This is a genomic window from Microbacterium sp. CCNWLW41 (genome assembly GCF_037083505.1).
The window spans coordinates 1,363,487-1,384,008 of record NZ_JBAOJP010000001.1; the positions used below are offsets into that span (position 1 = coordinate 1,363,487).

19 protein-coding genes are annotated in these 20,522 nt (G+C 71.8%); 14 read left to right on the forward strand and 5 right to left on the reverse strand.

Annotated features, from left to right (window positions below; translation table 11 throughout):
* Positions 1–100: 100 nt before the first annotated feature.
* From V6R91_RS05930 to V6R91_RS05945, 4 genes are all read left to right on the forward strand, one after another.
* The gene (locus tag V6R91_RS05930) at positions 101–445 is read left to right on the forward strand and encodes a UBP-type zinc finger domain-containing protein (RefSeq protein ID WP_336394655.1); all 345 of its coding nucleotides are present in this window, start codon (positions 101–103) and stop codon (positions 443–445) included.
* A gap of 34 nt (positions 446–479) precedes the next feature.
* A complete protein-coding gene (locus V6R91_RS05935) occupies positions 480–2,117 on the forward strand; it encodes an FAD-dependent oxidoreductase (RefSeq protein WP_336394656.1) in 1,638 nt (545 codons plus the stop codon).
* 114 nt (positions 2,118–2,231) lie between these two features.
* On the forward strand, positions 2,232–3,212 hold the full coding sequence (locus tag V6R91_RS05940) for an aldo/keto reductase (protein ID WP_336394657.1): 981 nt from the start codon (positions 2,232–2,234) through the stop codon (positions 3,210–3,212).
* A gap of 61 nt (positions 3,213–3,273) precedes the next feature.
* The gene (locus V6R91_RS05945; RefSeq protein WP_336394658.1) at positions 3,274–3,648 is read left to right on the forward strand and encodes a DUF2255 family protein; all 375 of its coding nucleotides are present in this window, start codon (positions 3,274–3,276) and stop codon (positions 3,646–3,648) included.
* Here the strand turns inward: V6R91_RS05945 and V6R91_RS05950 are convergent.
* The 4 genes from V6R91_RS05950 to V6R91_RS05965 form a co-directional block, all read right to left on the reverse strand.
* Positions 3,635–4,549 carry a helix-turn-helix transcriptional regulator gene (locus tag V6R91_RS05950; protein WP_336394659.1) on the reverse strand — a complete coding sequence of 305 codons (915 nt, stop codon included), beginning with the start codon at positions 4,547–4,549 and terminating at the stop codon, positions 3,635–3,637. The two genes, V6R91_RS05945 and V6R91_RS05950, sit on opposite strands and share 14 nt — an antisense overlap.
* Positions 4,550–4,601: 52 nt before the next feature.
* Entirely contained in the window at positions 4,602–6,278 is a 1,677-nt protein-coding gene (locus V6R91_RS05955) for a CHAT domain-containing protein (protein WP_336394660.1), read from the reverse strand.
* 91 nt (positions 6,279–6,369) lie between these two features.
* Entirely contained in the window at positions 6,370–7,455 is a 1,086-nt protein-coding gene (locus tag V6R91_RS05960; RefSeq protein ID WP_336394661.1) for a DNA polymerase IV, read from the reverse strand.
* Positions 7,456–7,529: 74 nt separating this feature from the next.
* Entirely contained in the window at positions 7,530–8,102 is a 573-nt protein-coding gene (locus V6R91_RS05965; protein ID WP_336394662.1) for a TetR/AcrR family transcriptional regulator, read from the reverse strand.
* 115 nt (positions 8,103–8,217) lie between these two features.
* On the opposite strand from V6R91_RS05965, the gene V6R91_RS05970 reads away from it, so the two are divergent.
* The 10 genes from V6R91_RS05970 to V6R91_RS06015 all read left to right on the forward strand — a co-directional run bounded on the left by V6R91_RS05970 (position 8,218) and on the right by V6R91_RS06015 (position 19,130).
* Positions 8,218–9,900: a CocE/NonD family hydrolase gene (locus V6R91_RS05970; RefSeq protein ID WP_336394663.1), complete on the forward strand. Its 1,683-nt coding sequence runs from the start codon at positions 8,218–8,220 to the stop codon at positions 9,898–9,900.
* Positions 9,897–10,352, forward strand: a complete 456-nt coding sequence (locus V6R91_RS05975) for a DUF3237 domain-containing protein (protein ID WP_336394664.1) — start codon at positions 9,897–9,899, stop codon at positions 10,350–10,352. Before V6R91_RS05970 ends, V6R91_RS05975 begins: the two co-directional genes overlap by 4 nt.
* Positions 10,353–10,425: 73 nt before the next feature.
* On the forward strand, positions 10,426–12,078 hold the full coding sequence (locus tag V6R91_RS05980; protein WP_336394665.1) for an ABC transporter substrate-binding protein: 1,653 nt from the start codon (positions 10,426–10,428) through the stop codon (positions 12,076–12,078).
* 31 nt (positions 12,079–12,109) lie between these two features.
* The gene (locus V6R91_RS05985; RefSeq protein ID WP_336394666.1) at positions 12,110–13,072 is read left to right on the forward strand and encodes an ABC transporter permease; all 963 of its coding nucleotides are present in this window, start codon (positions 12,110–12,112) and stop codon (positions 13,070–13,072) included.
* Positions 13,069–13,932 carry an ABC transporter permease gene (locus V6R91_RS05990; RefSeq protein WP_336394667.1) on the forward strand — a complete coding sequence of 288 codons (864 nt, stop codon included), beginning with the start codon at positions 13,069–13,071 and terminating at the stop codon, positions 13,930–13,932. The genes V6R91_RS05985 and V6R91_RS05990 overlap by 4 nt, the downstream gene beginning before the upstream one ends.
* Complete coding sequence (gene nikE, locus V6R91_RS05995; RefSeq protein WP_336394668.1) at positions 13,929–15,641, forward strand: ABC transporter ATP-binding protein; 1,713 nt, start codon at positions 13,929–13,931, stop codon at positions 15,639–15,641. Before V6R91_RS05990 ends, nikE begins: the two co-directional genes overlap by 4 nt.
* Positions 15,638–17,071 (forward strand): amidase, encoded by a 1,434-nt coding sequence (locus V6R91_RS06000; protein WP_336394669.1) that lies wholly within the window; start codon positions 15,638–15,640, stop codon positions 17,069–17,071. Before nikE ends, V6R91_RS06000 begins: the two co-directional genes overlap by 4 nt.
* The gene (locus V6R91_RS06005) at positions 17,068–17,529 is read left to right on the forward strand and encodes a DUF3237 domain-containing protein (protein WP_336394670.1); all 462 of its coding nucleotides are present in this window, start codon (positions 17,068–17,070) and stop codon (positions 17,527–17,529) included. Before V6R91_RS06000 ends, V6R91_RS06005 begins: the two co-directional genes overlap by 4 nt.
* Positions 17,530–17,631: 102 nt before the next feature.
* Entirely contained in the window at positions 17,632–17,970 is a 339-nt protein-coding gene (locus tag V6R91_RS06010) for a sugar ABC transporter ATPase (RefSeq protein ID WP_336394671.1), read from the forward strand.
* A 131-nt stretch (positions 17,971–18,101) separates the two neighbouring features.
* Positions 18,102–19,130, forward strand: coding sequence for a potassium channel family protein (locus tag V6R91_RS06015; protein ID WP_336394672.1), 1,029 nt, complete (start codon positions 18,102–18,104; stop codon positions 19,128–19,130).
* 4 nt (positions 19,131–19,134) lie between these two features.
* On the opposite strand, the gene V6R91_RS06020 is transcribed toward V6R91_RS06015, so the two are convergent.
* A complete protein-coding gene (locus V6R91_RS06020; protein ID WP_336394673.1) occupies positions 19,135–20,382 on the reverse strand; it encodes an MFS transporter in 1,248 nt (415 codons plus the stop codon).
* Positions 20,383–20,522 lie beyond the last annotated feature (140 nt).

Genomic DNA, 20,522 nt, shown 5'->3' on the forward strand with positions numbered 1-20,522 from the left:
TCCTCGGCCCTCGCGGGCCGATCTCTCTCGCAGGGGCGCGGCGCCGCTGGGGCGCGTTAGCATCGGCACCGACGGAACGTGCGTGAGGAGAGCAAGGCGTATGAGCCTGGACGAGATCGACCCCACCCGTGCGCCCTCGGGCGAGGGCTGCGCCGACTGCGACGCCGTCGGCGGCTGGTGGGTGCACCTGCGGAGATGCGCGGTGTGCGGCGGGATCCGATGCTGCGACACCTCGCCGGCGCAGCACGCGACGGCGCACTTCCGTTCCACCGGGCACCGCTATGTCCGCAGCTTCGAGCCGGGGGAGAGCTGGTTCTGGGACTATGTCGCCGGGGACTACGTCGACGGGCCCCCGCTCGCCCCGCCCGAGGCTCGCCCGCTGACCCAGCCGACGCCCGGACCGGCGGGCAGGGTGCCGGCCGACTGGCGCACGCTGATCCACTGACGATCGAGGGGTTCATTCCATGGGTGGTTCGAGCATGACGCAGGCCGATCTCGAGCGGATGATGAAGCCGCCCCTCACCGATGCGCAGTGGAGCCGTCTGCTCGCGTTCGGCGAGCCGCAGGAGGTCGCCGAGGGCGAGTACCTGTTCGAGGCGGGCGACCTCGACTACGACCTGATCCTCGTCGACTCCGGCGAGATCGAGCTCGTGCGCGTCTCCTTCGGGTGGGTCGGCGAGACGCCGATCGGCCGGATGGGGCCGCGCAGCTTCGTCGGCGAGCTGGGCCTGCTCAACGGCCAGGGCGCGTTCCTGTCGGCGCGGGCGTCGGTCGCGGGACGGATGCTGCGGGTCAGCCGCGCCCGGCTGCGCCTGCTGATGGCCGAGGACGACGAGCTGTGCGACATCGTGCTGCACGCGCTGTGGGCGCGGCGCGAGATGCTGCGTCGCGGGCCGGCGGCCCTCACGCTGAAGCTCGTCGGCCCCCGCTCGTCGCGAGAGTTCATGACGCTTCGCCGCTTCGCCGAGCGCGTGGACCTCGCCCATACCGCGATCGAGCTGCCGCCCGGCGACCTCGGACCGCTCGGCGAGCACGGCATCACGCTCGACGACCTCCCGGTGGCCTTCATCCAGGGCGAGCCGATGGCGCGGGCCACTCCGGGCGCCGTCGCCGAGCGCCTCGGGCTCAGCTATCAGGCCCGCGCCGACGAGGTCGTCGACCTGGTGGTGATCGGCGGCGGACCGGCGGGCCTGGCCGCGGCCATCTACGGGGCATCCGAGGGCCTCAGCACCGTGCTGCTGGACGCCGTCGCCCCCGGCGGCCAGGCGGCGGCGACCTCGCGTATCGAGAACTTCCTCGGGTTCCCGTTCGGCGTGAGCGGCGGCGACCTCATCGGTCAGGCGTCCCTCCAGGCGCTGAAGTTCGGCGTCCGCGTGTACGCGCCGTGCGAGGCCGTCGACCTCCGCCCCGCGGGCGACGACCTCGACATCACCCTCACCGACGGCCGGGTCATCCGCGCCCGTACTGCGATCGTCACGTCGGGCGCGGCGTATCGCACGCTCGACCTCGACCGCTGGAGCGAGTTCGAGGGCGCGGGCATCTACTACGCCGCGACTCCGCTCGAGCTGCGCCAGGTGTTCGAGTCGCCCGTCGTGGTGGTCGGCGGCGCGAACTCCGCCGGCCAGGCGTCGCTCTACCTCGCCGCCAACGGCTGCCCGGTGCACCTCGTGGTGCGGGGGTCGGACCTCGGCACGCGCATGTCGTCGTACCTGGTGGACCGGCTCCTCGAGGAGCCACGGGTCGACGTGCACACCCGGTCGCGGGTCGTCGGGCTCGACGGCTCGTCGTCTCTCGAGCGCGTGCGCATCGACTCCATCGGCGACGTCGAGGCGAGGGGACTGTTCTGCTTCATCGGCGCCGAGCCGGCGACGTCGTGGCTCGCGGACCTCGACCGCGACGCCGACGGATTCCTCCGCACCGGCACCGACGTGTCGGTGCAGTCCCTCGAACGCTGGCAGGGCCTCGGCCGCGAACCGCTGCCGTTCGAGACGTCCGTTCCGCGCGTGTTCGCCGCCGGCGACGTCCGCCGCGGATCGATGAAGCGCGTGGCCGCCGCGGTCGGCGAGGGATCCAGCGCCGTCGCGTCCGTGCACCGGGCGCTCGCGGACCTGCCCTGAGCCCGCGCGAGGGGTTCTCGCGGTACCTGTCACGCGAGGGACTCCCCGGGGCAGGCTGAACGGAGTGGGATGGAGGATGCCGCCAACGAGCGCTCCGCGGCACGAGGAGGATTCATGCACACCAGGAAGCTCGGCCAGGGCCTGGAGGTCTCGGCGGTCGGCATCGGCGCCATGGGCATGTCGATGAGCTACGGCCCGAACCCCGGCGACCGCGACGACATGATCGGGGTCCTCCGCCACGCAGTGGATCACGGCGTCACCTTCATCGACACCGCCGAGGTCTACGGACCCTACGACAACGAGGTGCTGGTCGGTGAGGCGATCGCGCCCATCCGCGAGCAGGTCGTCGTCGCGACGAAGTTCGGGTGGGACATCGTCGACGGCAGGATGGTCGGCACCGACTCGCGGCCCGAGCAGATCCGCCGCGTCGCCGACGCATCGCTGCAGCGGCTCGGCGTCGAGGCGATCGATCTCTTCTACCAGCACCGCGTCGACCCTGACGTGCCCATCGAGGACGTCGCCGGCGCGGTCGGCGAGCTGGTCGCAGCGGGCAAGGTGAAGCACTTCGGCCTCTCCGAAGCCGGCGCTGCGACCATCCGGCGCGCGCACGCGGCGTTCCCGGTCACCGCCGTCCAGAGCGAGTACTCGCTGTGGACCCGCGACCCCGAGGCCGAGGTGCTGCCGGCGTGCGTCGAGCTCGGCATCGGCTTCGTGCCCTTCAGCCCGCTCGGCAAGGGCTTCCTCACCGGCGACGTCGGGACGGACGCGAGGTTCGGCGCCGACGAGATCCGCGGCCGGGTGCCGCGCTTCCAGCCCGACAACCTCCGCGCCAACCAGGCCGTCGTCGACGGGGTGCGCGGGGTCGCCGCGGCGCGCGGGGCGACGCCCGGCCAGGTGGCTCTCGCCTGGCTGCTGTCGCGGCATCCGTCCATCGTCCCGATCCCCGGCACACGCCGGCGCGAGCGCGTCGACGAGAACGCCGGGGCGACCGCCGTCGCGCTGTCGGCGGACGACATCTCGACCCTCGACGCGCTCGCCGCAGCCGTCGCGGGCAACCGCTACGACGACGCCGGCATGGCTATGGTCGGACTCTGAGGGGAACGGAAGCGAGACACATGAGCGCGGGCACACAGACACCGACAGCCGAGGACGCATCGTGACGGCGTGGGATGCCGCGGATCTCCGCCGCATCGGCGGCGCCACCGAGCTGCGCATCTCGTCGCGCCGGCCGGACGGGTCGCTGCGGCCGCCGGTGACGATCTGGCACGCAGCCGTCGGCGACGCGCTCTACGTGCGGTCCGCCCACGGCCCCGAGAACGGCTGGTTCCGACGCGCGCTGCGCGCGGGCGTCGGGCGGGTGGCGGCGGGCGGCGTGGAGAAGGACGTGACGTTCTCGCTCGCCGACCCCGCGGTGAGCGCCGCGCTCGATGCCGCGCTCCACGCGAAGTACGACCGCTACGGCGTCGCGTACGTCCGGCCGATCACCGGACCGGATGCCGCGGCCACGACGCTGGTGGTCATGCCCGTCTGACGCTCCCGGGGGCATCCGCTTCGGCGGCGGTCGCATCGGCTGCGGCGAATTCGGCGGCCTGCGTGGCGGCCCAGGACGCGAGGAGCTTCAGGGCGTCCGCGGAGGGCGAGTCGGCCGGGGCGGTGTACACGTTCAGCACCAGCCCGGGCTCGCTGGGGAGCTCCATGGATTCGTAGTTCAGATCGAGATCCCCGACCACCGGATGGTGCAGCCGCTTGAGGCCGCTGCGGTGGAACTTCACGTCGCGGGACGCCCAGCGCTCGCGGAAGAGCTCGCTCTGCGTCGAGAGCTCTCCGACCAGCCGGATGAGTTCGGGGTCGTGCGGGCTGCGACCGGCCTCCATGCGGAGCATCGCCGCGGAGTCGTGCGTGATCTGGTCGTAGTCGCGCCAGAAGTCACGGGCCGCCGGATTGAGGTACGCGAAGCGCGTGGTGTTCACCGGCCGGCGTGGATCGTCGAAGACGGGTGAGTACAGCGCGCGGGCCAGGAGATTGGCGGCGAGGATGTCGTGCCGGCCGTTGCGCACCCACGCCGGTGCCTCGGTGAACGCGTCGAGCACCTGTCGCACGGCGGGCCGTACGACCGACGGCGCGCGGCGGGCCGACCTGCGGGCGGGCCCGGCGGCGCGCGCGAGATCGAACAGGTGCTGCCGCTCCGCCTCGTCGAGCTGGAGGGTGCGCGCCACGGCGTCCAGCACGCCTTCCGAGGCACCCGCGAGGTTGCCGCGCTCGAGGCGCACGTAGTAGTCGACCGAGACGCCGGCGAGCATCGCCACCTCTTCGCGGCGAAGGCCCGCGACCCGCCGGTTGCCGCCGTAGGCCGGCAGGCCCGCCTGCTCGGGCGTCAGCCGCGCGCGGCGCGAGCTCAGGAACTCCTTCACCTCCGCACGGATGTCAGCCATGCCTCCACGCTACGGGGCGGCGCACGGCGGTGACAGGCTCTGGCAGTGCCCGTCAGCCGAAGCCGTTCGAGATCTGCACCGTGATCAGCTGGTCGAAGCCGAGGGTCGTGCCGGCCGGCGGGTCGGTCGCGACCACGGTGTTGCCGGTCTGGGCCGAGTCGACGTATTCGACGGCCACGTTGTCGAACCCGGCGTCACGCAGCGCGGACATGGCGAAGTCGACCGCCGCCCCGGCGACGTCGGGGACCGTGCCCTCCGTGGGAGCCTGATCGGGCGGCGCGTTGTCCGACGGCGTGACCTGCGAACTGCCGGTGCCCGGGATCCACGGGACGTCCACCCCGAAGACGTTCTGCGCGACGAGCGAGGCGAAGAACGCGAACACGGCCACCGCCAGCACGGCGATGAGAGCCCAGAGCGCACGGACCGCGCCCGGTACGGGTTGGCTCGTGCCGCCGCCGTCAGGGGACGGGCGGACGACCGGCGGCGACGGCGCCGGGGGAGTGACCTCGTGCGGAGGCGAGCCGCCGCCGGAGCCGCCGGAGCCGGCGCCGCCGCCGTCCGGGCGTGGGGCCGGCGGGGAGGGTGCAGGCGGGACGTCGTGTCCGGTCTCCTTCCCGACAGGGGCGGCGCCGTCGAACAGGCGCGTCTCCTTGCTTCGGAGGAACAGCACGGGTGTGCCGATCTCGGAGCTGCTGGCGGCGGCGTCGATCGCCCGGCGCGCCGGCCCGATCGCGGCGTCGATCGATGCGCCGTTGGCGATTCCCGTGTAAAGGCTCCGGCTGAACGCGATGGCAGCCGCGTCCGTGATCTCGAACTGCATTCCGACGACAGCGGGGATGTCGAACTCCAGCAGGCGAGTCGCGACTCCCGAGAACGGGTCGACGATCGAGGTGCGGGCGCCCTCGCAGGAATTGAGGACGACGAGTCGAAGGCTCCGCTCATCCTGGAGCATCGTTCCGAGTCGCTGGCCGCTGACGTCGTCCGCACGTCCCTGCGGCGTCTCGAGCACGAGGATGCCGGCGTCGGTCTTCTCGTCGTACGCCCCGTGCCCGATGTAGTGCAGCACGTGGACCTCGTCGGGCTGGGCGATCCGCTGCTCCAGCTCGGCGATCGTCGCCCGTTCCAGCCAGGTCAGCTCTGCGCGGCCGCTCCGCAGCAGCGGCCCGAGCGCCTCCTCGAGGTTGCGGCGCTCGCGTTCGGAGTCGAGCTGCGCGTAGCCGGAGGGGTGGCTGATGATCCCGAGGATCCGCAGGGGTCCGGTGAGCGGGGGAGGCTTGTGCGCCGACGGCAGATCGAGGGTGCGCACGAGAGGGGTCCGCTCCGACTGCGCGATGAAACGCGGATGCCGGTACATCAGCTCCCACGGAAGCCGCATGAGCTCGGGGGCGCCCGAGAGGCGCAGGGTCAGCCGCATCCCTCGGTCATCCTTCGCATCCGCCCGCGACTGGGCCGCCTCGTAGAGCGCGCCGACGCGGTCGGTCATCACGGCGTCGAAGAGCCGTGCCCCGAACGCCCGCATCTCTTCGTCCCGGTCGGGGTTCGCGCTTCGGCTGCGGACGAGGCCGACGCGCTGCACGAAGGCGTGAAGCTCCTCGTCGGTGAAGGGACGCGAGAAGGTGCCGGTGGTGGCGGGGCCGTCGCTCGAGGTCACGACGACGCGGTAGGTCCCCTCCTGCTCGCGGTCGAAGCGCAGCTCGAGGTCGTCGAACGTCAGGCGCGACGCGGTCATCGTCTCTCCCCGTCCGTGGGGCGGATACCCGAATGATGCACCCTCGGCGGGGTCGGCACCAGAGGGCTTCACGCCGCGGCCGCGGGCGTCGTCACCACCCGCTGCGCGTCGGGGTGCGGCCTTCGCGGGCGTCGTCGGGCATCGCCATCTCGGCCCGCAGACCCAGCAGGCGGATAGGGCGCCCGGGCTCGATCTTCGCCACGAGCTCGAGCGCCCGCTCCACGACGACCGCCCGGTCGGACGTGGTGGGGATCTTCTTCGTGAACGTCTTCGTCAGGAAGGGCGCATAGCGCACCTTGAGCCCGAGGCCGACGACGGGTCGGTCGTCGCCGGCCACCTCGTCGAGCACCTGATCCAGCAGCCGGCGTGCGGCATCCTCGATCTCCTGCGGGTCGACGATATCGACCTGGAAGGTCGTCTCCTTGCTGTGTCCGCGCGCCACCCAGGGGGTGTCGTCCACCACCGCTGAGCCGGCACCGCGACCCAGCTGCCGGTACCACGGGCCCATCTTCGGCCCGAACTCGCCCGCCAGCGCGCCGGGGTCCGCGCCGGCGAGCTGGCGGACCGTCGTCACGCCCAGGAGCGCGAGCCGCTTCGACACCTTCGAGCCGACGCCCCACAGCGCGGCCGTCGGCTTGTCGCCCATGACCTCGAGCCAGTTCTCCGCCGTGAGCCGGAAGACGCCCCGCGGCTTGCCGAAGTCGGTCGCGTTCTTGGCCCGCACCAGGGTGTCGCCGATGCCGACGCTGCAGTGCAGTCGGGTGCGATCGAGCACCGCCGCCTGCACCCGTCGTGCATAGGCCTCGGGGTCGGTCGTCGTGACCCCCATGAACGCCTCATCCCAGCCGAGCACCTGCACCACCGCGCCGGGCTGTTCGCGGAGCGTCGCCATCACCTCGTCGGACGCTGCCAGGTAGGCCGGGGCATCGACGGGCAGGATGACCGCGTCCGGCACCTTGCGGGCGGCGATGCGCAGCGGCATCCCGGATCCGACCCCGTACTGCCGCGCCTCGTACGACGCCGTCGACACCACCGCCCGCTCGGCGGGGTCTCCGCGACCGCCGACGATCACGGGCTTGCCCGCCAGGGTGGGGTTGCGCAGCACTTCGACGGCGGCGATGAACTGATCGAGGTCGACGTGCAGCACCCAACGACCGCCCCTCGCGCCGTCGCTCATGATCCCGCCTCCGCAGACCCGCGCATGAGACGAGACTAGGCGGCGCGGCCGACAGCGTCTGCGGTCTCGCAGAGTCAGCCCAGTGTCGCGATGAGCCGTTCGGCGGCGGCGCGGGCGGTCGCGGTGCCCGTGGCCGCCGAGGCGATGTCGCTCAGGAAGACGTTGTGCAGGGCGATGCCGACGACGCCGTAAGCGACAGATGCGCAGGCGCCCGCCTCGGCGCCGGGATACTCCGCCGTCAGCAGCACTTCCAGGGCCTGATGCGTGCCCTGGTAGGCAGATACGAGGAGTCCCGCGAGCACGGGGTCCGAGCGTGCGGCTTCCACGAATCCGAGCACGACGGCGTTCTCGTTGCCCGGCGCGGCGAACTCGGCGCTGAACAGGAAGTCGAGGGCGCCGGCGACGTCGCGCGTCCCGACAGGGAGGATCGACTCGCCCTCGGTGTCGTCGTAGTAGAACCGGCGGGCGCTCTCGCGCAGGAGCTCCTCGCGGTTGCCGACGAAGTGGCGGACGTGACCGCGAGACATCCCCGCCTCCTCGGCGATGCGCTCGAGGCTCGCGCCGGTGATGCCGTGCGCGGCGATGGTGCGGATCGTCGCGTCGACGATCTGCCGCGTGCGCTCCTCTGCGACGGACGGTCGGGCCATCGGAACCTCCATTTCGCCTCGGACACGATCCTAGTCGATTTATTGTCTAGTCAGACTTGACTAAGAACACCTGAATCCCTACCGTTGCTTCCATCAGCTCGAAGAGGAGTCACCCGTGCCGGAGATCGTGCATGTCGGACCAGCGCCCGTCAGCCCCGCCGCCCGCGAGAGCTGCGTGCGCATGCGCGACGGCGTGCGGCTCGCGACCGACGTGTACCTCCCGGGCGCACCCGCCGTCCCCGACCACAATCCCGGTGACACCGTTCTGATCCGGCTGCCCTATGACAAGAGCGGCGAGTACACGTTCATCCCGCTGATCGCCGAGTACTTCACGGCGCGCGGCTACCGCGTCGTCGCGCAGGACGTGCGCGGCAAGTTCCGCTCCGAGGGCGACGCGCTCCTGTTCGTGAACGAGGTCGACGACGGCTACGACACCATCGACTGGATCGTGCAGCAGCCCTGGTCGAACGGCCGCGTCGCGATGTGGGGCGACAGCTACTACGGCTATACGCAGTGGGCGGCGGTCGTGTCGCAGCATCCCGCGCTCAAGGCCATCGCGCCGCGCGTGACCGGCACGATGCTCGGTGAGCCCGTGCGCGTCGTGCCGGGGGAGCGCACCCGCCGCGTCGAGTGGGCGATCACCTACCTGTACCCCCTCACCTACTTCCACTCGCAGGATGCCTACTTCTGGGACCTCGACCCCTCGCGCCGGCCGTTCAGTGCGCAGGCCGAGGAGGTCGTCGCGCAGCTTGGCGCCCGCTCGCTCTCGTACGACCAGTGGTACCCACGTGCGGTGCATCTGCCGCGCTTCCCCCTGCAGAGCCCGTTCGACGCCCGCCCGGTGCCGACCCTCCACACGATCGGTTGGTGGGACAACTGCGCGCCGCTCTCTTGGGCCGACGTCGCCGAGATCGAGCAGCGACCGGCGTGGGCGCTCAACCACTTCCTGCGGATCGAGTCGATGGACCACGAGTCCTACTACCTCGACGACCCCGCCTCCGCGCGCACGGAGGAGCGCAGTGACGAGCAGATCCGTTCGGAGCTGGAACGGATGCTGCAGCCCGCGGTCGACTTCTTCGAGGTGTTCGTGCGGGGCCACGGCCAGGCATCCGACATCCCGCGGGTGAGCTGGAATCTCGCGGGTACGCCGGGGATGCGTCGAAGCGACACCTGGCCGCCCTCGGGCGCATCGGCACGCACGCTGTACGCCACGCCGGAAGGCGGTCTGTCGCCCGACATGCCGGATGGCTCCGCCGACCTCGAGTGGCTCCACGACCCCGACGACCTCGTGCCGTCGAGTGTGCCGAACGCCTTCGCCTTCCTGCTGTATGCGCCCGACGAGTCCGCGCTCGGCGCGCGGGCCGACGTGCTGTCGTTCACCACAGAGGTCTTCCAACGCGACGTCGACCTCGCGGGGCCGGTGCGGGTCGCGGCATCCGTGTCGTCCGACGGCCCCGTCATGGACGTCTTCGCCCGGCTGCTTGACGTGGCACCGTCCGGCAGTGCCCTGCGCATCGCCCGTGGTCAGGTGCATGTGACGGATGCCGGTGACCCGGCGCCCGTCGACATCGATCTCGGCCAGCTCGGGTATCGCGTGCGGGCGGGGCACCGACTGCGCCTGCTCGTGCACTCGAGCGACTTCCCCGAGTTCATCCCGCAGCCGGGGACGGGAGAGGAGCCGTGGGGCGCGGTCGGCACCGCGGTCAACCGGCAGCGCATCACGCTCGGCGGCGCGGAGCCGTTGCGCATCATCCTGTCCGTTCTGCCCGACGCGCATGCCGAGGAGGCCCGCTCATGAATGACCCCGTCCTGGAATTCGCCTTCGAGATCCGCGTCGACATCGAGCCGCACCTGCGGATCGGGCGCAGCGCCGACGAAGAGCTGACGTTCACTCCGATCTCGGGCGGCACGGTGGCAGGTCCGCTGCTGCGCGGTGAGGTTCTGCCGGGCGGGGGCGACTGGGCAGTCGAGCGCTCCGGCACGGCGCAGCTGGAAGCCCGCTATCTGCTGCGAGCGGACGACGGCGCCGTGATCGACATCCTCAACCGCGGCTACTACCGTGCGTCGGCCGACGTGATGGCCCGGGTGGAGTCCGGCGAGAACGTGCCGGAGGAGGAGTACTACTTCCGCACTGCGCCGGTGTTCCAGACGGATGCCGCACCCCACCGCTGGCTGGCCGAGCACCAGTTCATCGGGCTCGCGCGCGACGAGGACGGCCAGGTGTGCGTCCGGGTCTTCGTGGTGCGCTGATGCCCCACCGCCTTGATCGCGCCGACGACGTCGCGATCTGTGGTCCTGCGGGACCGACCCGAAAGGAAACGAGATGAGAATCCGAGGCAAGGCCGCCGCGGTCGCCGCAGCAGGCGCAGCGCTCGTGCTGCTGGCGGGATGCACCCCCCGCGACACCGAGGCGTCGCCGACCGGCGACGCGACCTCCGGCCCGATCGAGCTGGTCGACGCGCTTCCCGCGGCCACGACGGCGGTCGACGAGGTCACCTGGGCGCTCGTCGAGGGCGAGCCGCGCTCGCTCGTACCGGGCGCCGACTACAACTTCGTGCAGCCCAACCTCTGCGACAGCCTGTTGCGCGTGCAGCCCGACTTCACGGTCGAGGCCGGAATCGCCGAGAGTGCGGACTGGGTCGACCCCGTCACGTTCGTCATCGACATCCGGCCTGGGGTGACCTTCTGGGACGGCACCCCCGTGACGCCCGAAGACGTCGTCTACAGCCTCGAACGGCATCACTCCGACGTCACGTCGGCGTTCTACGGGGCCTTCGTCCTCGTCGCGCCCGACGGCATCGAGATCACGGGCGAGAACCAGGTGACGGTCCGCTTCGTCGCTCCCGACTCCACGTTCCGGGACGCCCTCTCGGGCGGCGCGGGGGCCGTGCTCAGCAAGGCCGTGAGCGAGGCCCAGGGCTCGGCGCTGGGCACCTCGGGAGGCGAGCTGATGTGCGCCGGCCCGTTCGAGCTGGAGAGCTGGACACCGGGACGTGAGATCGTGCTCACCGCCAACGAGGAGTACTGGGACGGCGCCCCGCTCGTGAAGCAGCTGACCTTCCGGTTCATCCCCGACGGCACCACCCTCACCAACGCGCTCCTGGAAGGCGAGGTCGACGGCGCGTTCAACGTCGCCCCGGGCAGCCGTGAGGCGTTCGCGTCCTCCGACACCGGGCGCCTGGTCATCGGTCCGTCCACCGCGTCGTTCTCGTTCGGCCCGACCCGCGAGTCCGGTGCCGGAGCGAACCCGATGATCCGTCAGGCACTCAGCCTCGCGATCGACCGCGAGCAGTACATCGCCACCGTGCTGCACGGGCTCGGCCAGCCCCAGAGCACGTTCGTCGCACCGTTCTCGTGGTCGGGCTCGCCCGCGGCGGCGGACTATCAGGACGGGTACGACGATCTCGAGGCGCCGCGCGTGGACCTCGATAGCGCGAAGAAGCTCGTCGAGGAATCCGGCGAAGACACCTCCGTGCCGCTGCGGATCGCGATCCCCGCAGGCAACAAGGAGCTGTCCCAGACTGCCGCCATCGTCCAGAGCGCCGCCGAGCAGATCGGCCTGACCGTCGAGATCGACGAGCGGCAGGCGGCCGACTTCGGCGCGATCTTCCTGCCCGATCCGGGGCCGCGCGAGAACATCGACTTCGTGGCGACGAGCGGCTACACCGAGACTCCGGGAGTGCTCACCTACCCGCAGCTGTTCGTGCTGCCGCCCGACCAGGGGGGCATCTTCAACTGGAGCGGCTACGCCGTGCCCGAGGTGGTCGCGGGGGTCCAGGCCGCCCGCACCACACCCGACCCCGTCGCGGCTGCGGAAGCCTACATCGCGGCGCAGGAGGTTTTCGCTCCTGATCAGCTGCAGGTGACCCTGGCAGGCTCGTACCACACGGCGTTCCTGAGCAACGAGCTCACCGGGATCGTGACGTCGGTGGCCGCCTACGCGAGCCCCTGGGCGCTGCGCCTCGGCGGCGAGTGACCGCCGTCAACGGGAACGGGAGGGGATGACGATGAACGCCAGCACGGTCAGACAGCTCGCCGGCAGGCTCGGCGGGCTCCTGCTGACGCTGTTCCTGTCGAGCATCGTCATCTTCTCGGCGGTGCTGCTCACGCCCGGCGACCCGGTCGTCGCGCTCGCCGGCGGCCTGCGGCCCACACCCGAGATGATCGCCGCCATCAAGGCCGAGCACCATCTCGACCAGCCGATCTGGATCCAGTACCTGTACTGGGTCGGCGGCGTGCTCACCGGAGACCTCGGCACCTCCTTCGTCTACAAGACGCCCGTGGTCGAGCTGATCGCTCCGCGCTTCGGCATCACGCTGATGCTCGTGCTGTACACGCTCGTGCTCATCGCGGTGTTCGGCGTCGGCTCCGGCATCCTGGCCGGCACGCGCGGAAAGGGAACCGATCGCGCCGTGCTCGTCGCAACGTCGTTCGGGGTCGCGCTGCCGACGTTCGTCGTCGCGATCCTGCTGATCTGGGTGTTCGGCCGCGTGCTCGGCTGGTTCCCGGTGTACGGCGCCGGTGACGGCGGCGTGATCGACACGCTGCACCACCTCACGCTCCCGGCGATCTCGCTCGCTGTGCTCTACATCGCGTACCTCAGCCGCATCACCCGCGGCGCCGTCGTGGGTCAGCTGCACTCCGAGCACGTCGACACGGCAAGGGTGCGCGGCATCCCGCGTGCGCAGATCTTCCGGCGCCACGTGTTCCTCAACGCCTCGCCACAGATCCTCGCGATCTCGGGCGCGACGGTCGCGGGCCTGTTCGCCGCATCGGCGATCGCCGAGCAGGCGTTCGGGCTGGGCGGTCTGGGGTCCCTGTTCACCGAGGCCGCGGCACGCAAGGACCTGCCGGTCGTGCAGGTCGTCTCGCTGCTGCTGGTCATCCTGTTCGTCGTGCTCAACGCCGTGGCCGATGTCGCGATCGCGCTGATCGACCCCGACTCCGTCAAGCCTAGGAGGACCGCATGAGCGTCGCCCAGCTTGCCGGAGGCCGCGTCCCGACGTTCGCGCGTCGCCTCGCCGTGCGTGATCCCCTGGCCATCGCGGCCGGGGTCGTGATGATCGGCATCCTCGTCATGGCGCTGTTCGGCGCGTGGCTCGCGCCGTACGACCCGAATCAGCTCTACGTAGGCCCCGTATCCGGTCCGCCGTCGTCGGCGCACTGGATGGGAACCGACGACCTCGGGCGCGACATCCTGTCGCGCGTACTCGTGGGCGCCGGGCCCAGCGTGTTCGCACCGATCGCCGTGGTGGTCGCCGCCACGGCCCTCGGCACCGCGATCGCCATCGCGTCGGCGTGGTTCGGAGGGTGGGTAGACGGCGTCAGCTCGCGGCTCATCGAGGTGATCTTCGCGATCCCCGGCCTGGTTCTCGCCGTCCTGGCCGTGTCGATGTTCGGCAAGGGGCTCATCGCGCCGATCGTGGCGCTGTCGATCGCCTATATCCCGATCGTGGCGCGGCTCGTACGCGCCTCCGCGCGGCAGGAGCTCGCCAAGCCCTACATGGCGGCGCTGCGCATCCAGGGCGTCGGCTCCCTCGCGATCTGCTTCCGGCACCTCGTGCCGGCGCTCCTGCCCGCGGTGCTCGCCCAGTCGACCGTCGGCTTCGGCTACGCGATGCTCGACCTCGCCGCGATCTCGTTCCTGGGGCTCGGCGCGCAGCCGCCGTCGTCGGACTGGGGAGTGATGATCGCCGCCGGGCAGCCGTCGCTGCTCGTCGGCGCCCCGGAACAGTCGATGTTCCCCGCCGCGCTCGTCGTCGTGACGGTGCTCGCGGTCAACATCGTCGGTGGCCGAGTGACGGCCTGGGCCGAAGGGAGCGGCCGATGACCGCGTACGTCCTGGAGTTCGACCACGTCTCGGTGACGGCACCGGCCGCCGGCGCAGGCCGAGACGGCGATCAGCCGCGCACCCTCGTGCACGACTGCACGCTGGGCGTTCGCGCGGGCGAGGCGCTGGGCCTCGTCGGCGAGTCCGGCTCGGGCAAGACACTGTCGGTCCGGGCCGCCGCGGGTCTCCTCCCGGAGGGCTTCACCGTCGGCGGCGCCATCCGCATCGACGGGGAGGACATCTCGACCCTGCCGGCCAGGCGGCTTCGCGACATCCGCGCCCGCCGCCTCGGCATGGTCTTCCAGACGCCTCGCGCCCACCTCAACCCGCTGCGCACCATCGGCGACTTCATGACGGAGGCGCTCGTCGCGGTGGCGGGGGAGAAGGCGGATGCCGCGGACCGCCGGGCGCAGGACCTGCTCGCCGAGGTCGGCATCCCCGACCCCGCCCGCCGCATGAGGCAGCGCCCGGGAGATCTCTCGGGCGGGCTGCTGCAGCGTGTCATGATCGCCGCCACCCTCGCTATGGACCCGCCGATCCTCCTCGCCGACGAGATCACGACGGCGCTCGACGTGACCACGCAGGAGGAGGTGATGGCCGTGATCGCCGACCTCCGCAGGCACCGCGACCTCGCGCTGCTGTTCATCACCCACGATCTGGCACTCGCGGGTGCGGTGTGCGACCGGGTCGCGGTGATGCAGCACGGCCGCACCATCGAGACGCTGCGCGCGGCGACGATGCGGACGGATGCTGCCGACCCGTACACGAAGCGGCTGCTGTCGGCGACGCTGCCGGGCGCCCTGGTCGCCGCCGGCGGGTCGGCCGAGGATCAGGTGCTGACGGTCGCCGGACTGCGCAAGACGTTCCAGGTCCGCTCGCCCCGTGGCGGTCGGGAGGAGTTCGTCGCCGTCGACGGGGTCGGCTTCACCCTCGCGCGTGGCGGATCCCTCGGCATCGTCGGGGAATCGGGGTCCGGCAAGTCCACCACGGCTCGCATCATCTGCGGCCTCGAGACGGCCGATGCCGGCGAGGTCGTCGTCAAGGGCGAGGACTGGACGCGACCGGCGCGGCGGGCCGGCGACCGCCGAGCGCGGGCGCGTGTCGCGCAGATGGTGTTCCAGGACCCTTACCAGTCGCTCGATCCCCGCCAGACGGTGGGGCAGTGCCTGGCCGAGGCGATCGCCGTCCATCGACGCCGCGACCGGCGTTCGGACATCGACGCCGAGGTGGACCGCCTGCTGGCCTCGGTGAAGCTCGCACCCGACCTCGCCGGGCAGCGGCCCCGTTCCCTGTCGGGCGGACAGCGGCAGCGGGTGGCCATAGCCCGTGCGCTCGCGGCTGAGCCCGAGATCCTCGTGCTCGACGAGGCCGTGTCGGCGCTGGATGTCACCACCCGGGTCGAGATCCTGACGCTGCTCGACGGGATCCGCCGCCAGACCGGCGTCGCGCTGCTGATGATCTCGCACGACCTCACCACCGTGCGGCGCGTATGCGATCACGTCGTCGTCATGAAGTCGGGTGCGGTCATCGAGCAGGGCCCGATCGCCGACGTGCTCGACCGCCCGAGCGCCGAGTACACGCGTACGCTGTTGGACTCGATCCCGCGGAGCGGATGGGTGCCGCGCCGACGGCTGCCCGCGCGCACGTCCGCCCTGCCGACGGTGGCGACCAGGACCACCCGCATCATCACCCCCGGAGGAGAGAAATGACAGATCGACCGCTGTGGCAGCTCGGCCTTGGCGAACTCGCCGAGGCGGTCCGTTCGCGCGCCACGACCGCGAGGGCGGTGATCGACGCGCACCTCGAGCGCATCGAGGGGGTCAACCCGACCGTGAACGCGCTGACCGTCGTGTTCCACGATCGGGCTCGCGCACTCGCCGACCAGGTCGACGCCGCCTTGGACGCGGGTGACCCGGTGGGCCCGCTCGCGGGCGTGCCGTTCACGGTGAAGGAGAACATCGACCTCACATGGTCGGCGTCGACGAGCGGCTGGTCCTTCATGGCCGATGCCGTTCCCGGAGAGGACGCCACCATGGTCCGGCGTCTGCTCGAGGCGGGCGCCATCCCGATCGGGCGCGGCAACATGCCTGACTGGGGACTGCGCTGGGACACCGACAACGACCTCTTCGGCCGCACCCTGAACCCCTGGGACCCCTTCCGCGTGCCCGGTGGATCCAGTGGCGGCGATGCAGTGGCCGTGGCGACCGGCATGACGCCGCTCGGCCTCGGCAACGACTACGGTGGCTCCCTCCGGCTCCCCGCCTATGCCGCAGGAGTGTGCGCGCTGCGGCCGTCGGCCGGACGGATTCCGGCGCCGATGGCTGAGATCACCGAGCCGGTGTCGCTCTCGCTGCAGCTGTTCGCCGTGAACGGTCCGATCGCGCGCCGCGTGGACGACCTCGACATCGCGTTCTCACTCATGCACGGCGCCGATGGCCGCGATCCGATGGCGCTGACCGTCGAGCACCCCACCTCCTACGACGGCCCGCGACGCGTCGCCGTCGCGCGGGATCCGCTGGGCTGGGGCGTCGATCCGCGGGTCGCCGCCGCCGTCGGCCGGGCGGCCGACGCGCTCGCTGCGGCCGGCTGGGAGGTCGAGGAGATCGAGCCGCCGCTCATCGAGGAGGCGGCCGGACTCTGGCGCCGCATCTCGGTGAACGAGATGGTCGGCGCCTTCCTGCCGGGCGCGCTCCCGATGCCGCTGTCGGACGGCTCGACCCGGTACTTCCTCGACAACGCGCAAGAGACCGAGGTTCTGGGCTCCGCCGAGGAGTATGGCGGTGCCTGGGCCCGGCGGGCCGTGATCGCGGCGGCCTGGGAGAAGTTCCAGTCGCAGCACCCGATCGTGCTCGGTCCGGTCTCGGCACGGCGCATGCCCGAGGTCGGCTTCGACCTCTCCGGCCCCGCCGCGACCACCGAGCTGTGGCGCGACCACCGGCTGCTGGTGGCCGTGAACTTCCTCGGACTGCCGTCGGTGGCGGTGCCGACGGGGCTCGATGACGATGGCCTGCCGACGGGCGTGCAGCTCATCGGGCCGCGCAACGGCGATCATGTCGCGCTCGCCGCGGCTCGCGCGGTCGAGGCTGCACTCGGTACCGTCACACCCGTGGACGCGCGCGCCCGGACGGCCGTCGCGTGACCGCGTTCGAGCCGGGACTCGAGTTCGTCTTCGAGCTCCGCGTCGCGGTCGCCGACCCGATCAGGGTCGGGCGCACGGCCTCCGAGGATCTCAACGTCACGCCGATCGTCGGCGGCGAGATCACCGGACCGCGCCTGACCGGGCGCGTGCTCCCCGTGGGCGCCGACTGGTGGGTCACACGGGGAGCGACCACGCAGCTCGACGCACGCTATGTCATCGAGGCCGAGGACGGCGCCGCGATCGATGTCGTCAACCGCGGCTACTGGCACGCCGGCGAAGTCGTCGAGCGCCGGCTGCGAGCGGGAGAGCCTGTCGGCGAGGACGATCTCTACTACCGGACCGCCTTCGTCTTCCAGACGGGCGCCGAAGCGCACCGGTGGCTGACGGAGGGGCAGTTCGTCGGATACGCCCGCCCCGACCCCGGCCACGTCTGCATCCGCGTCTACCGGCTCCGCTGAGGCATCCGTCTGCGTACCTCCCCTCCGGCGCGGGAGTCAACCCCGTGCCGGATGCGGGCGGAGCTTCGTACGGTGGCTCTTCGCCAGACGAGAGGAGCCGTCATGTCCGACAACCTTCCCGACGACATCCCCCGCGCCGCCGACGGGGGCGCCGGAGCGCAGCCGTTGCGCGACCAGGACACGTCGATCGCGCCGGATCCGACCTTGGACCCGGCTCAGGCGGAGTGGGAGCGCACGAGCGGGCAGGCGCCCGACGACGTCTCCGAGGATCCGGTGACCGCCACGGGGGACGACCCCGCCCACCTGCCGTCGGCCGAGGACCAGGTGCCGCGCTTCGACATGCCCGTGGAGGACCTCCAGCCCGAGACGCAGGACCTGTCGCCCGAGATCGCCGAGCTCGGCGAGAGCGGACAGGGCGACCTGGCTCCCGAGGACTACTAGGCCGCCGAGGTGCGGATCCTGCCAAGCTGTCCGCGCGGGCCCGGGCGTGATCGTCGCTCCCCGCGGGCGGGAGAGAGGACAATGAGGCTCAGCCGGAACGCGTCCGGCATGACCCGATTCGAGGAGTCGTCATGGCCCGGCCTCTCTCACAGATCCGCGAGCGGTCCCGTGCCCGCGCGCAGGCACGCGCGGCGGCACGCGCCGAGCTGAAGAACACCGCGTACGAGATCTTCATCGGCGCGCTGTCGATCCTGTCGATCGTGAACCTGCTGCTGGTGTATCTCGTGGCCGGCGACTCGGCGCTCGAGCTGGTGCTGTCGGTGATGAACGCGGTGTTCAGCGCGATCTTCCTCGGCGACTTCATCTACCGGATCGCCACGGCGCCGTCCGCCGGCCGCTACTTCTTCCGCGGATTCGGCTGGGCCGACCTGCTCGCGAGCCTTCCGTTCCCGCAGTTCAAGATCCTGCGGCTGTTCCGGCTGCTGCGCGTCTTCCGCCTCCTGCGCGAACTCGGGCCGCGGACGGTGTGGAGCACCCTCATCAAGGATCGCGCGAACAGCGCGCTGATGACCCTGCTCCTCATGGGTGTCCTGGTGCTCCAGTTCGGGAGCATCTCGGTGCTCGCCGTGGAGGAGAACGCAGAGGGCGCCAACATCACATCCGCCTCGGACGCGCTCTGGTACACCCTCGTGACCATCTCCACGGTCGGCTACGGCGACCAGTTCCCGGTGACCAACGCCGGCCGCCTGATCGGGACCCTGGTCATCGTCGTCGGGGTGGGGATCTTCGGCACGTTCACGGGCTATCTCGCGAACCTCTTCCTCGGGCCCCGCAAGGCGGCGGACGGGAACGCAGACGCGGATGCGGAGGCCGAGGCGCTCGTCGAGGCGTACGCAGGGCCGGACACGGCGGAGCCTGCGCTGGCGACGCACGCGGCGAAGGGGGTCGCCGCCGGTGCGGTGGCCGGTGCGGTCGACGCCGGTGCGGAGGCGAGCGCGGGGATGCCTGCGACGACGACCCACCCGGCGCTCGCGGAGTCGGCCACGGCCGGCGGTGGTGCGGTGGCCGGCGATGCGGCCGAACGAGTCCGCGCGCTGCTGGCGCAGTCCGAGCAGGCGATGGCCGAGATCCGGCGCATCCTCGCCGAGTCGCCGCGCTAAGACGTCACCGGCGCGCGGCGGCCGCGTTCACGACGCCGGCGCCGAGCACGACGGCGGCGGCGACGGCCGGCGCGAGGAGGGCGACGGAGGCTCCGAGGGCGTCGGCGACGATTCCGGTGACGGCGGATGCCGCGGACTGGCCGACCACGACACCCGAGCCGAGCATCGTCATGACGGTCGCCGACCGGCCGAGCGGGCTGAACGCGGCGGCGAGGCTGTACTGCGTGACGAGGGTGGGCCCGATCCCCACGCCGATGACGAGGAGGCACAGCGCCATCCCCGTGACCGAGTCGACGAGGGGCAGCGCGAGCGCGCCGGCGACGAGGACCGCCGCGAACGTCAGCCAGCGGGCGGAGAGCGAGAACCGCGCGGGGAAGAGCGCGACGCCCAGAGCGAGCGCCGCGGATCCGATCCCCATCGCGCCGTACACGAGCCCGGCCTGCTCGGGCACGCCGCGCTCGGCCATGAAGGCGGTGAGGGACGTCAGCATCGCCCCGAAGAAGAGGCCCATCCCCAGGGCGCCCGCCACGGGCGCGAGCACCCGGACGCGGACGAGATCCCGGACCGGAGCCTGCGCCGGGCGATCGGCGGCACCGCGCGCCGGGCCCGCCGCCGCGGTCGGGTGCAGCGCGAACGCGGTCACGAACACCAGCGCGAGCACCGCGGCGCCGATGACCGGGGCGGCCGGCGTCATGGTCGTCGCGAGCAGGCCCACGATCACCGGGCCGAACACGAACACGATCTCGTCGGCCGCGGATTCGTACGCCATGGCGCCGTTGACGACGGTCGTGCGCCGGTCGCGCGGGTAGACCCTCCCGATGATCGCCACGAGGCGGCTCCGCGACAGCGGTGCGACCTGGGGCATCGACGCGCCGATGAAGAACGCGACCGCGAGGAGCGCGGCATCCGGAACCGGCGTGAAGGCGAGCCCCGCCATCGTGACGAGCAGGACGCTGTTCACCGTCCCGGCGATCAGCAGCACCCGGCGCTGGCCGAACCGGTCGGCGGCGGCCCCGAGGAGCGGCCCGACGAGTGCGGTGCCGAGACCGGTCATGGCGCTGGTCACGCCGCCGAGGGCCAGCGACCCGCGCGCGGACACGACGAGGGTGAGGATGCCGACCACCATCATGGCGAAGGGGAGGCGCGCGACCAGGGCCACCGGGAAATAGGCGTAGCCGGCCTCGCGGATGAGGCTTGGACGGCGCACGGCCGCGCGGGCGGACGTATCGGTCTCGACGAGGGTCGTGTGCATCTTTCTCCAGGCTCGGAAGCCGCCTGCGGCGGCGCATCGTGCCGCCTTGCCCGGCGCGGAGGTCGCGCGGGCAGGTAGATGCACATCGAAATGGGCACGGCCATCCTACCGTCGGCTACCTGGGCGGCCCCTGACCGGGC

Coding starts and splice junctions, on each gene's coding strand:
- V6R91_RS06010 (WP_336394671.1), top strand. CDS start 17,632: ATGTCCGACAACCTTCCCGACGACATCCCCCGCGCCGCCGACGGGGGC.
- V6R91_RS06020 (WP_336394673.1), bottom strand. CDS start 20,382: ATGCACACGACCCTCGTCGAGACCGATACGTCCGCCCGCGCGGCCGTG.
- V6R91_RS05980 (WP_336394665.1), top strand. CDS start 10,426: ATGAGAATCCGAGGCAAGGCCGCCGCGGTCGCCGCAGCAGGCGCAGCG.
- V6R91_RS05930 (WP_336394655.1), top strand. CDS start 101: ATGAGCCTGGACGAGATCGACCCCACCCGTGCGCCCTCGGGCGAGGGC.
- V6R91_RS05960 (WP_336394661.1), bottom strand. CDS start 7,455: ATGAGCGACGGCGCGAGGGGCGGTCGTTGGGTGCTGCACGTCGACCTC.
- V6R91_RS05935 (WP_336394656.1), top strand. CDS start 480: ATGACGCAGGCCGATCTCGAGCGGATGATGAAGCCGCCCCTCACCGAT.
- V6R91_RS05965 (WP_336394662.1), bottom strand. CDS start 8,102: ATGGCCCGACCGTCCGTCGCAGAGGAGCGCACGCGGCAGATCGTCGAC.
- V6R91_RS05990 (WP_336394667.1), top strand. CDS start 13,069: ATGAGCGTCGCCCAGCTTGCCGGAGGCCGCGTCCCGACGTTCGCGCGT.
- V6R91_RS05950 (WP_336394659.1), bottom strand. CDS start 4,549: ATGGCTGACATCCGTGCGGAGGTGAAGGAGTTCCTGAGCTCGCGCCGC.
- V6R91_RS05975 (WP_336394664.1), top strand. CDS start 9,897: ATGAATGACCCCGTCCTGGAATTCGCCTTCGAGATCCGCGTCGACATC.
- V6R91_RS05955 (WP_336394660.1), bottom strand. CDS start 6,278: ATGACCGCGTCGCGCCTGACGTTCGACGACCTCGAGCTGCGCTTCGAC.
- V6R91_RS06015 (WP_336394672.1), top strand. CDS start 18,102: ATGGCCCGGCCTCTCTCACAGATCCGCGAGCGGTCCCGTGCCCGCGCG.
- V6R91_RS05940 (WP_336394657.1), top strand. CDS start 2,232: ATGCACACCAGGAAGCTCGGCCAGGGCCTGGAGGTCTCGGCGGTCGGC.
- nikE (WP_336394668.1), top strand. CDS start 13,929: ATGACCGCGTACGTCCTGGAGTTCGACCACGTCTCGGTGACGGCACCG.
- V6R91_RS05985 (WP_336394666.1), top strand. CDS start 12,110: ATGAACGCCAGCACGGTCAGACAGCTCGCCGGCAGGCTCGGCGGGCTC.
- V6R91_RS06000 (WP_336394669.1), top strand. CDS start 15,638: ATGACAGATCGACCGCTGTGGCAGCTCGGCCTTGGCGAACTCGCCGAG.